Below are 11,540 nucleotides of genomic sequence, written 5' to 3' on the forward strand. Positions count from 1 at the left end.
TTAGTTCAATGCCTTCTTTACTGCCTCTATAACCCTATCATGTTGAAATGGCTTAACTATAAAATCCTTTGCTCCAGCCTGTATTGCTTCAATTACCATTGTTTGTTGCCCCATTGCAGAGCACATGATTATTTTGGCCTCTTGATCTATCTCCTTAATCTCTTTAACTGCTTGGATACCATCCATTTCTGGCATGGTTATATCCATAATAACTAGATCTGGATTCAATTCTTTATATTGCTCCACAGCATTTATACCATTATCAGCTTCGCCTGATATTTCAAATCCATTTTTTGTTAATATGTCCTTTATCATCATTCGCATAAATGAAGCATCATCAACAATTAATATTCCCTTTGTCATCTTTATTCCTCCTTTTTCGTTTCCATATTTATCACTTACCATAGACATTATCAATATCTGTTATTCTGATGCCAAAATTATCATCAATCACTACAACCTCACCTTTTGCAATAAACTTCCCATTTGCATAGATATTTAGTGCTTCTCCTACTAACTTATCAAGTTCTATTACTGTTCCTTGTCCATATTTCAATATTTCACTTATCCTTTTCTTTGTTCTTCCTAATTCTACTGTAAGTTCTACTGGTATATCCCCTACTAAGTCAATGGATCCAATATCGTTGTCATTATCAGTAGAATTAAACATTTCAAATTCAGGCTTCTTGACTACCACCTGCTCCTTCTTAACTACATCATCTTTTATATCTATATCAGTATTTTGTTTTATGGGCTTTTCTACAGTAACATCTTTATCCAAACCTCTATTGGGTTTACTATCATCGCTATTCTTAAATTTATCCTCAGATTCATTAGTATTAACAGCTGATTTAATATCTTCAGAATTACCCATTAGATTCTCTACCATTTTATTCCCAAAACCTGATGGAATAAGTTGCATAATTTCGCTGTTGATTAAATCTTCTACAATCATACTAAATGATATCTTAATTATCGGTTCATCAGTTTTTAAAATTTCAAATGTTTCTTTCCCTTCACTAAACGTTATCTCATAAGCTTTAGGTGGCTCGATATCAACTTTTTTTGAAAAAATACCTGAAACTGAAGTTGCTGCAGATCCCATCATTTGATTCATCACTTCAGATATTGCACTTAAATCCAATTCTGTTAATTCTCTATCTAAATTAAATTCGTCATTACCCATCATTATGTCGGTTATTATCTTAACATCATTAGTATTCATTATCAGTATATTAGAGCCTTCAAGCCCTTCCTTATACTTGACATCAACAGCAACAAATGGAATTGTATATTCATGAGACAACTCACCTGTTGTTGTAATCTCAACCTTAGGAGTAGTTATGGTAACCTTTTTATTTAACAAAGTTGATAATGTTGTCGCAGCAGTTCCCATACTTATATTTCCTATTTCTCCTAATGCATCTTTTTGAACATCGTTTATTATCTCTTCTTCAGAATTTGAAGAATCATCATCTTCAACTCCTCTTAATAGAAAATCTATCTCTTCTTGAGAAAGCATATCATTATTCATCCTTATCATCACCATCCTTTACAACATTTGTTATCTTGACTGCCATTTTATTATTTGTTGTACCTATATTACCTACAAATTTTATATTTGAACCTATTCTAATTCTGGCTTTTCCATTATCACTTCTATCAAGTCGTATTACATCACCTTTTTGCAAAGATAATATATCTTTTACATTAATAAATGTAGATCCTAATTCAGCCTTTATGTAAACTCTAGTGTTCATCACCCTATTCTTAATAGCATTGAGTTCATTTTCTGAAAGATCATTTTTAGTTGTCGAAAACCAGTACCTAGTACTCAATTTATCTAAAATTGGTTCAATTACTAGATATGGTATACATATATTAAACATTCCTTCTTTTGATCCAACTTCTAAACTCATAGTGATAAGAGCAATCGTTTCGTTGTCTGGAACTACTTGCGCAAACTGAGGATTTGACTCTATTTTATCTAAATTTGGATTTAAATCCACTACATTATTCCAAGCTTCTTTAATTATAGGCATCACCTTGTGCATAATGCTCTCTAACAATGACAATTCTATTTCTGTAAAGGATCTTATTTCTTGATCCTTAGTGCCATCTCCTCCCAGAAGTCTATCAATTATTGCATATATTACATTAGTAGACATATCAAACAATATTTGCCCATTTAGAGGTTGTAAATCAATTATACTTAAGAAAGCCGGATTTGATATTGCATTACTAAATTCACTGTAAGCAATCTGATCCACTGATAAAATTGAAGCTTTTACTGGAGTTCTTAAATATCCTGATAAAAAAGTCTGAAATAATCTTCCTAAATTTTCATGAATTATCTCTAGAGTTCTTAACTGATCTTTTGCAATTTTTTGCGGATTCCTAAAATCATACTTTTTTACTTTCTTTGATTCTTCTACTTCCTTCATCTCTTGAACATCAACGTCTCCAGAACTGAGTGCTTGAAGTAGGGCGTCAATTTCACTTTGAGATAATACTTCGGACAATTGCCTCTACCTCCCATCGTTACTGCATAATAAAATCATTAAAATAAATATTTGAAATTATCTCATCGTTAAACAGATCAATTAAGCTTTCCTCAATTTCATCCTGCAGCTTAACTTGTCCATCTGTTCCATTTAAATCTTCTTCGGTTTTATCCCTAATTATTTTATTTATATCATCTCTAATCAAGAATCTTTTTCTATCTAACACTTCTAAAGCTTTTTCATCATCAGTCTCAATAGTTACCTTTACTTTCAAAATTCGTTTACTATCATTTACATTACAATACATATCCTCTAATGTTAGACTATAAGTTTCAGATTGACTTTTAAAAACATTATTATCGTTGTTTCTATATACTGCAATGCCTAGTACTATACCAACAATTGCAAATATAATAACCAGTACAAGAAGAACAATTAAAATAATATTTTTCTTATTCATAATTTAACACTTCCTTTTATTGTGGTTCTATTTCTTCATAAGAAGATCTTAAAATTACAATATCTACTCTCCTATTTTTTGCCTTATTTTCTTTAGTGTCATTCGGTGCAATAGGCCTATAATAACTATATCCTGAAGAAGAAATTCTTTTACCGTTAACACTCTCTTCTTCAACTAGATATCTCAATACATTAGTAGCTCTAAAAGCTGATAACTCCCAATTTGTAGGAATCTTCTCAGAGTATGTAACAGGAGTTGTATCAGCATGTCCCTCCACTTTAATTAATCTTTCTTTAAATGCATCCATATTTAATATTTCAGCAATGGAGTTCAATATTTCTATTGATTCTGGTTTTAGATCAGCTTTTCCAGGATCAAACAATACCCTATCCATGAACCTTATAATCAGCCCTCTTTCTTCAATAGATACTGAAATCTCTGTATCAAGCCCAGTACTCTCAGCATATTCTTCTAATAAGTTTTTTAGCAATTCCATATCCTCTTCTAATTTTTCATCCGAAACATCTGAAGAATTCAAATTCTCTTCCAAGTCCAAACCTGTACCGCCTTCCAATACTCCAGATCCATCTTGAAAACTGCTCATTATACTTCTAAATTTTTGTGCGTCAATTTCTGAAAATGTAAATAGCAGTACAAAGAAACACAATAACAATGTCATCATATCACCATATGTAGTAAGCCAATTATCGCTACTGCCTTGTTCAGTCTTCCTTCTCTTTCTCATTAAACTCCCTCTTTCTCAATCTGGTTCTTATAGTTTTTCCTCATTTCAGGGGGAATAAAGGTTTTTAATTTTTCTTCAATTATTCTAGGATTTTCTCCTGCTTGAATTGATAGCAATCCTTCTACCATTAACTCTTTTATTAATATTTCCTTTTTACTTCTTACCTTTAATTTCTGTGCCAAAGGTAAAAATACAACATTAGCTAATAAAGAACCATAAAATGTTGTAACTAAAGCAACAGACATATTCGGTCCTATTTTACTTGGATCATCTAAATTTTTCAGCATATTTATAAGGCCAATTAAGGTACCAATCATACCAAAAGCAGGAGCATATGTGGCCATTATTTCAAAAATACGCTGTCCATCTGTATGTCTTTCCTCTAAGAATACCAATTCAGTTTCTAATATGTTTCTTACTAACTCTGGGTCAGTTCCATCAACAACTAGCATAATTCCCTTCTTTAAAAAATCATCATCTAAATCCTCAGCATATTCTTCCAAAGAAAGAAGTCCTTCTTTTCTCGCCACATTGGCCAATGTTATGACTTCCGATATTACTCCACTTGGGGAAATCACTTTGTAAAAAAAAGCTTTTCTAATCACTTTTATGGTATTCGAAAAATTGTTTAGAGGAAAACTAGCTAAAGTAGAAGCTAAAGTACCTCCCAATGTAATAAGTAAAGATGAAAAATCAAAATATGTACTAATTTCTCCTTTTGTAAGAATACCAAACATTATAAATCCAAATCCTAGAATAAGACCGGCAACTGTTGATATATCCAATTGCTACACCTCTTTCTCTTCTAATCTACTTTTATATTCAATAATTCTTGCATTATAAGCAATTACCTTTTCCATTATTTCATCGACAGTATCAACTACAACAACTTTTTGTCCTGTTGTTAAAGTTATTACCGTATCAGGTGTTTCTTCCACGTATTGTATCAAATCACTATTTACAACAAATTCTTTCCCATTTAATCTCTTTACTTTTATCATATTATCACACCCTTACACAAAGGTTATAGTGGGGGCATAATGCCCCTACTCTTTGAACCTAAAATTTATCTCTTCATGTTCACAAGTTCTTGTAACATTTCATCTGATGTAGTAATTATTCGTGAATTAGCCTGAAAACCTCTTTGGGTAGTAATCATTTCTGTAAACTCCATGGATAAGTCCACATTGGACATCTCTAAAGTACCTGGAGCTATAGGTCCATATCCACTGGAACCAGCTGTACCAAGTTGAGGCTCACCAGAGTTTCTAGTATCAACAAAGAAATTGCCTCCCATCTTTTGAAGCCCCATTGGGTTGTCAAACTTAGCCAACATTAGTTGATATAAAGCCTTTCTCTCACCATTAGTAAATATACCAACTACAGTTCCAGAAGCATCTATAGCATAGCCCTCTAGTTTGCCTGATGAATTACCATCTTCTGCATAGGGTTTAGCATCCATGTCGTTGGCGTATTGGGTGAGATCAGAGAAATCTATTAAAATCTTCCCCTCTTCATCCCCAAAATTAACCTCTTCTTTTGTTATTTCTAAAGTTGCACTCGTTACAGATTCATCTTTTAATTCTCCATTCTTATCAAATTGTAATTTAACTTCTTCTGATAAATTGGGTGTATTTTCAAGCGGGTCGTTAGTTGCATGGTCTATTATTTTAGCTACAGTTACACTCCAAGAAGCTTCATCATCTGTACCTTCACTCTCTTTTACAAACTTAAAAGTAACAGTATACGAATTTCCCAAACTATCCTTTATAACAGTATCCGCATAGTGTTCACTTTCTTCTGAAGGGTTAGTTTCGTCATATTTAGGTATTCTCGAATCCAAATTACCTCTAATATTGATCTTAGTTGTAGCAGTAGCTCCTACAGTTTCAGACCTATTAATTTGTATCGGTTTAACTGTATTTGTTACCTCTTCACCATCATATTCATATCCTAATACCTTATATCCATCAGCTGTTACCAAATTTCCATCTCTATCTAATGTGAAGTTTCCTGCTCTAGTATAGTATCTGTTTTCGTTATTGACATCATCTGAAACCACGAAGAACCCTTCACCATCTATCATCAAATCCTCTGGGTTGTCTGTCCTTTGAGCTGGGCCTTTAGTATGGATAGTATTTATAGCTCCCAAATTAACTCCTAAACCTATTTGTTGAGGATTAGTTCCTCCTTTCCCATCTTGTGGAGCACTAGCACCTCTTATTACTTGACTAAATACTTCTTGAAATGTTACAGATTGTCTTTTGTAGCCAACTGTATTTACATTAGCAATATTGTTTCCTATAACATCCATCTTGTTTTGGTGTACCCTAAGCCCTGAAACACCTGAGTACATTGACCTCATCATAATACATTCCTCCTATTATTTGAGCAGATATATATCCTCTGTCAGTCAGATATACATAACCCCCAATAAGGTCCGGTTATACAATAACTGCTCCATCAATATTTGTAAAAACATTATCTTTTAGTTGTTCCTTGTTTACTGTAGTTATCACTGTCTTATTCCTTATATTAGCGATAAAAGCCTTGTTTTCTAGCAGAATTAAAGCATTGTTTACACCTTTTTTTGATGCTTTATTGAATCCTAACTTTAGTCTTTTCATTTCTTCATTATTTAAAGTCATATCCCTATGCTCCATTCTGTTAATAGCATGTTTTGAAAATTTAATATTTTCGTCTCTATTTTTAATTTGTTGTAATACTGTTTCAAAATTTTTATTACATCCCTTTTGATTTCTATTAATTGATTGAGGTGAATTAAATAGCTGATTTTCTAACCTTTTTATTTGTATATTATTCATATTATCATCCTTATTTGAAAAAAATTTATTCCTCTTCCGATTGTATTCTCTCCAATCCTTCAATAGCTATCATTAACTCATTATATGCTTTTTCAATTTCTTCTTTTGGTGAATTTTCATTTTCTACTACTTCCCTTGCAAATGTGACAGCAGTTTGGAGAACCTCCCAAGTTTCTTCTGTAAAATCACTCTCTTTCAACTCTTCAATCATTTCAATCTTTGCTTCTAGCTGTGATTTATCTATTGGTTCAGGCTCTATGCCAAGATAACTCTCCATTGCTTTTCTAATATTAATAACTTCCTTCAAAATTGTAACATTAGCTTGTATTTCATTTAAATTTAAATATTCCATAGAATCTAGTATCTCTTTTCCTATGTTTTCAACATTCTTATTTAAATTTTGCATCTGCTCTAATGAAGTAAACTGAGCTAATTGTGCAATGAATTCTCTATCTTCCATTGGATTCAATGGATCTTGATTTGCCAATTGAGTAGTTAATAACCTTAAAAAAGAATCCTTGTCCAAATCGTTTTTGTTCTTATCTACAACCTCATCATTGTCTTTTTTATTGTCTTCAAATTTGTGGACATACTCCAAATTATCAAAACCGTTAACTTCCATATCTTCACCTCCTATGCAAATAGGTTCAATTGACCTTCATAATGGTTAGTTTGCTCTCTTCTAGTAAAATTGTTATCGTAGGTTCTTAATCCTTCAGAGTTATTATCTTTAATCTTTATCTTTGATTTTGATTTATGTTTATTGTAATAAAAATTTTCTCTTTCACTCTGCTCAAAATCTTCATTTGTCCCAACAAATACTTCAAATGTTTTAATCTTCATACCATTATCTTCAACTTGTTCTTTAAATTGTAATAAATTTGTTTCAATCAATTCCTTTGTTCTATAGTTGTCTACCATTATCTTAGTCATTATTGCTCCTTCTTTGACTTCCATCTTTAAAAGAAGTTCACCAAGAACATCGGGTTTTAATTTTATTCTTACTTCTTGTTTGTTTTCATTTAATGTCAATTTAATTTTATCTACAATCTGTTTAATTACTTCTTTCCTATCAATTTGATCAAATTTTTCTATATCTATTGTTGGTTTATGGCTGACTTTAGAATTTTTAAATATGTCTATGGTATGAGGATTGGAGTTAATATCTACTGTTTTAGATTCCTCTCCCGATTTTGATACATTTTCAACATCAATCTTACTATTATTAGATTTAGTTCCTTCTATATCAAAATCAATTGTATTGTCAGATGTTATATTTTTATCCTTTAAACTATCAGCATTTTTTTGATGTTCTATTTGACCTTCATTTTCTAAGTTCAATGGTTTATTCTGCTCATCTGTCTTGGAACCTTTCTCATGTTCTAATACAATATTTTCTCTAATGTTTTCTAATTCATCTACCATCTCGTCTATTGGCAATTTAACTTTTCTTTCCTTGTTTTCCGGAGTATTATTACTCATTTTGTTCTCTAAGGATAATAGTAAGGTTTCAAGTCTTTCAAAGGCCTCAATATCTTCCTTAGCAACAAGAGATAAATCTTTTTTGTCAGCCATTTGCTGTAAAGTAGTAGATAATTCGTTTAATTTAACTTTTAAAGATTCAAGGTCTAGCTTATTTAATTCTTCAGGCTCTGATTTTAATAATAAAATCAATCCATAGAGTGAATCAGCTACAGTCTTAATTTCATCTGTTTTTTGCTCTTTTTTTACGTCTGTCTTTGAATCAGTAATTTTTTTATCAGTTTTATCCTTTTTTATTATCTTACCATCCTTTTTATTATCCAGTTCGGACTTGTCCTGAATTTGCTTTTCTTCTTCTAATACAGTTGCAAAATCTTTGTTATTTTCTTTTTTACTAATGCTATTGGATTTAGAAGAACTATTAGTAAATGGTTGAACATCTTTTTGCATTACTGCTAAATCAAACATCTTTTCACCCCCTTTTAAAATATTTATTAAATTTATGGTCTAGCTAACATCTGTGTTAGCATAGAGGCATTTTCAGTTGATAAATCATTTATAATTTCTGAAAGAGTTTTGTCTTTTATTCTCGAAAGAACATCTATGATTATTGAAGCATCTGATATCTCAAATATTGGCTCTGAATTTATTTCAAATGCAGTTACAGTAGTATCATTATTAATCATCTGTTCTACAATCTCAGCTATTTTATTTGAATCCATGTCTTCATATACATTTACCAAATTATCAATCTTGTTATTGTATTCTGAAATAAATTGGATAGCCTTACTGATATCATCTGTTGTCGATTGTTCACCATTTAATTGCTCATCTTTTCTAATAGCAACAAATAACTCCTGAATAAAACTATCATCTTCAATTTTAGATAGTATTTCTGCCGATTTTAAAACTGATAAATTATTATATATAACTCCTAATTCATCTATAGAATAGGTCTCAGTATTTCCTATCTCTTTCAAGGATATTTCAATTGGCTTTGTTTCATATAAGCTAGCCGAATTTGTTAATCGTATAATTTGGTTACTTTTAGATAATATTTCACTATTTATACTCGATCTTTTATCTCCTTTTATCGAATACAATATTTGCTCCCTTATTTCTTCATCTATGTAATAGAGTATATCAGCTGCCTTCTCTTCACTCATATTTGTAAAAATAGCTGATAGATCTACTCCAGAGATTGTCCCACTCTCTATTTCATTTATCGTCATTAAAAGATCTTGATTCTCCAGTCTACTTGTTTTTTCAAGTAGCGAATTTTGATTCTTTTCTTTCACTTCTTCATAAATTGAAATCAATGAACCTTCTCTATTCTCTATATTTCTAATCAATGTAATTATCTGAGCAGTCTTTGATGAAGATCTTGAGTTCATTAGCTTAATAACATCACTATATAATGTTTCATCGTCGTTTTTAACTATATACAGTTTATCAGCAGCAACATCTGGCTCCAAAGATAAATAATATCCTGCTAAATCTTCTTTCATTGTATTGAGCTCAGAATCTGTAAAAGAGGAACTGGTATTTCTATTACCATTTCCAGGTAATTTTTTAAACAAGTTATCTGCTTTTGATTTGAATGTTGCATTATTAAAGTAGAGTAAACTCAATGTAATAATGAGCATGATAATGACGAATATGATAATTATAAGCTTTAATTTACCTGGTCTTCTTTTTTTTGAAACTTCATTATTTTCCATTGCTTTTCCTCCTACTGCTGATTACTAATTCTATAGCTTAACAACGTATCATTTTGTTTTTCTTCCTGTTTTTTTAACTCGCAGATATACTCCTCATACTTATTTTCCTTTAACTTTTCAAATATCTTTTTTTCCTTGATAGATACAATCATCTCATCTTTAGCCCTTTCCAAATTTTCTTTTGTCTCTATCACTATTTCTTCTTGTTTTTTTATTTGTATATTTAGATCATTTATATAGCTATTATACATTGCTAAATCCCCTGCTTTTATCTTAATATTAGACATATTTTTTTCTTCTATAATAGTCTTTTTATGATCATTAAAATTGCTAAGTTTATCTTCCTCTTTAATTAGCCTTTGCCGCATCATACCATATTTATTCTTCTTAAAATTTTCAACAGTTTTCTTATAATTCAAGACCCTTTCTAGTTTAAAATCAAAATTTGCCATCAATTTTCCTCCTGTTATCATTCATGTATTCGAGTCATTATGTCACTCATCATTGAAACAGTATCTTTGAAAGGATATATATCTAATGTTTTTTGCATCAATAGTTTGTCAATATCTTCTTTTAATTCAATCGACTTATCTATTTTTTTATTTGATCCTCTTTTATAAGCACCAATATTAATTAAATCTTCAGATTCCCTATAGGTCGCCATAATATTTTTTATGGAATTAGCCATTTCCATATGTTCTTTATCGACTATACTAGGCATAACTCTGCTAACACTTGATAGTACATCTATTGCTGGATAATGATTTTGATTTGCCAATTTTCTAGATAAAACGATGTGTCCATCAAGTATGCCTCTTACAGCATCAGTAATTGGTTCATTCATATCATCACCATCTACTAATACTGTATATAACCCTGTAATAGTCCCTTTAGATGATGTACCTGCTCTTTCCAATAATTTAGGCAATACTGCAAAAACCGAAGGAGTATATCCTCTAGTAACTGGAGGTTCGCCTATAGCTAATCCAATTTCTCGTTGAGCCATAGCAAATCTTGTAACTGAATCCATCAAAAGCATTACATTGTTTCCTAAATCTCTAAAATATTCAGCTATTGCAGTAGTAACTAAAGCTCCCTTTACCCTTATTAATGCAGGTTGATCTGAAGTAACTACTACCACTACTGATTTATTTAATCCTTCTTCTCTTAAATCCTTTTCTAGAAATTCTCTAACTTCTCTGCCTCTTTCCCCTATTAAACCTATTACATTGACATCTGCTGAACTGCTTCTAGCAATCATTCCCATGAGGGTGCTTTTACCTACCCCACTCCCAGCGAATATACCTATTCTTTGTCCTTTACCACAAGTGAGCATTCCATCTATAGCCTTAATTCCCAATGGTAAGACTTCAGCTATGACCTGTCTTTGTAATGGATTTGGCGGACAATTTGAAGCTTCATATGTTTTTTGAGTTTTAATTGATCCTTTATCATCAATAGGATTGCCTAAACCATCTAATACTCTGCCAATCAATTCTTCTCCTACACATACTCTGAAAGTCTTACCACTAGCTAATACTTTACTACCTGACGCAATACCTTCCATATCACCTAATGGCATTAAAAGTATATTTTCATCTTTGAACCCAACTACTTCTGCTAAAACAGATTCATTCTTATTATTGGGGAATATATGGCAGAGCTCTCCAATCGATGTAATAGGACCATTAGATTCAATGGTAAGACCAGTAACTTTGGTTATATTACCAGTAAACTTTACAAAACGCTTTTCATTAATTCTATTAATATATTTTTTTATATCCAATGTTTTTTCCATATCTA

At 31.2% G+C, this 11,540-nt stretch carries 14 protein-coding genes; all 14 read right to left on the minus strand.

The features are described from left to right. Entirely contained in the window at positions 1-363 is a 363-nt protein-coding gene (locus tag K8M07_RS01170) for a response regulator (RefSeq protein WP_223375961.1), read from the minus strand. A gap of 31 nt (positions 364-394) precedes the next feature. After that, a complete protein-coding gene (gene fliY / locus K8M07_RS01175; RefSeq protein ID WP_223375962.1) occupies positions 395-1,534 on the minus strand; it encodes a flagellar motor switch phosphatase FliY in 1,140 nt (379 codons plus the stop codon). Then, positions 1,527-2,522 carry a flagellar motor switch protein FliM gene (gene fliM / locus K8M07_RS01180; protein ID WP_223375963.1) on the minus strand — a complete coding sequence of 332 codons (996 nt, stop codon included), beginning with the start codon at positions 2,520-2,522 and terminating at the stop codon, positions 1,527-1,529. Before fliM ends, fliY begins: the two co-directional genes overlap by 8 nt. Positions 2,523-2,541: 19 nt before the next feature. Next, positions 2,542-2,964 (minus strand): flagellar basal body-associated protein FliL, encoded by a 423-nt coding sequence (fliL, locus tag K8M07_RS01185; protein ID WP_223375964.1) that lies wholly within the window; start codon positions 2,962-2,964, stop codon positions 2,542-2,544. Between the two features lie 16 nt (positions 2,965-2,980). After that, positions 2,981-3,709: an OmpA family protein gene (locus K8M07_RS01190; protein WP_223375965.1), complete on the minus strand. Its 729-nt coding sequence runs from the start codon at positions 3,707-3,709 to the stop codon at positions 2,981-2,983. Next, a complete protein-coding gene (locus K8M07_RS01195; protein ID WP_223375966.1) occupies positions 3,709-4,494 on the minus strand; it encodes a flagellar motor protein in 786 nt (261 codons plus the stop codon). The genes K8M07_RS01190 and K8M07_RS01195 overlap by 1 nt, the downstream gene beginning before the upstream one ends. Positions 4,495-4,497: 3 nt before the next feature. After that, complete coding sequence (locus tag K8M07_RS01200; RefSeq protein WP_223375967.1) at positions 4,498-4,710, minus strand: flagellar FlbD family protein; 213 nt, start codon at positions 4,708-4,710, stop codon at positions 4,498-4,500. A gap of 65 nt (positions 4,711-4,775) precedes the next feature. Beyond that, complete coding sequence (locus tag K8M07_RS01205) at positions 4,776-6,077, minus strand: flagellar hook protein FlgE (protein WP_223375968.1); 1,302 nt, start codon at positions 6,075-6,077, stop codon at positions 4,776-4,778. 76 nt (positions 6,078-6,153) lie between these two features. Further along, a complete protein-coding gene (locus tag K8M07_RS01210) occupies positions 6,154-6,534 on the minus strand; it encodes a TIGR02530 family flagellar biosynthesis protein (protein ID WP_223375969.1) in 381 nt (126 codons plus the stop codon). Between the two features lie 25 nt (positions 6,535-6,559). Next, entirely contained in the window at positions 6,560-7,156 is a 597-nt protein-coding gene (locus K8M07_RS01215; protein ID WP_223375970.1) for a flagellar hook capping FlgD N-terminal domain-containing protein, read from the minus strand. Between the two features lie 11 nt (positions 7,157-7,167). Beyond that, positions 7,168-8,484, minus strand: coding sequence for a flagellar hook-length control protein FliK (locus tag K8M07_RS01220; RefSeq protein WP_223375971.1), 1,317 nt, complete (start codon positions 8,482-8,484; stop codon positions 7,168-7,170). A gap of 32 nt (positions 8,485-8,516) precedes the next feature. After that, positions 8,517-9,737, minus strand: a complete 1,221-nt coding sequence (locus K8M07_RS01225) for a hypothetical protein (RefSeq protein WP_223375973.1) — start codon at positions 9,735-9,737, stop codon at positions 8,517-8,519. Positions 9,738-9,748: 11 nt separating this feature from the next. Beyond that, entirely contained in the window at positions 9,749-10,189 is a 441-nt protein-coding gene (gene fliJ / locus K8M07_RS01230) for a flagellar export protein FliJ (protein WP_223375974.1), read from the minus strand. A 17-nt stretch (positions 10,190-10,206) separates the two neighbouring features. After that, positions 10,207-11,535 (minus strand): flagellar protein export ATPase FliI, encoded by a 1,329-nt coding sequence (gene fliI, locus K8M07_RS01235; RefSeq protein WP_223375975.1) that lies wholly within the window; start codon positions 11,533-11,535, stop codon positions 10,207-10,209. Between the last annotated feature and the right edge of the window lie 5 nt (positions 11,536-11,540).

Origin of the sequence: Schnuerera sp. xch1 (assembly GCF_019931165.1) — a bacterium.
In the GTDB taxonomy this organism is placed as follows: Bacteria; Bacillota; Clostridia; order Tissierellales; family Tepidimicrobiaceae; genus JAIOUP01.

Excerpts from the sequence above, each read along its gene's own strand:
- K8M07_RS01170 (WP_223375961.1), bottom strand. The coding sequence starts at position 363 with ATGACAAAGGGAATATTAATTGTTGATGATGCTTCATTTATGCGAATG.
- fliY (WP_223375962.1), bottom strand. The coding sequence starts at position 1,534 with ATGAATAATGATATGCTTTCTCAAGAAGAGATAGATTTTCTATTAAGA.
- fliL (WP_223375964.1), bottom strand. The coding sequence starts at position 2,964 with ATGAATAAGAAAAATATTATTTTAATTGTTCTTCTTGTACTGGTTATT.
- K8M07_RS01190 (WP_223375965.1), bottom strand. The coding sequence starts at position 3,709 with ATGAGAAAGAGAAGGAAGACTGAACAAGGCAGTAGCGATAATTGGCTT.
- K8M07_RS01200 (WP_223375967.1), bottom strand. The coding sequence starts at position 4,710 with ATGATAAAAGTAAAGAGATTAAATGGGAAAGAATTTGTTGTAAATAGT.
- K8M07_RS01205 (WP_223375968.1), bottom strand. The coding sequence starts at position 6,077 with ATGATGAGGTCAATGTACTCAGGTGTTTCAGGGCTTAGGGTACACCAA.
- K8M07_RS01210 (WP_223375969.1), bottom strand. The coding sequence starts at position 6,534 with ATGAATAATATACAAATAAAAAGGTTAGAAAATCAGCTATTTAATTCA.
- K8M07_RS01215 (WP_223375970.1), bottom strand. The coding sequence starts at position 7,156 with ATGGAAGTTAACGGTTTTGATAATTTGGAGTATGTCCACAAATTTGAA.
- K8M07_RS01220 (WP_223375971.1), bottom strand. The coding sequence starts at position 8,484 with ATGTTTGATTTAGCAGTAATGCAAAAAGATGTTCAACCATTTACTAAT.
- K8M07_RS01225 (WP_223375973.1), bottom strand. The coding sequence starts at position 9,737 with ATGGAAAATAATGAAGTTTCAAAAAAAAGAAGACCAGGTAAATTAAAG.
- fliJ (WP_223375974.1), bottom strand. The coding sequence starts at position 10,189 with ATGGCAAATTTTGATTTTAAACTAGAAAGGGTCTTGAATTATAAGAAA.
- fliI (WP_223375975.1), bottom strand. The coding sequence starts at position 11,535 with ATGGAAAAAACATTGGATATAAAAAAATATATTAATAGAATTAATGAA.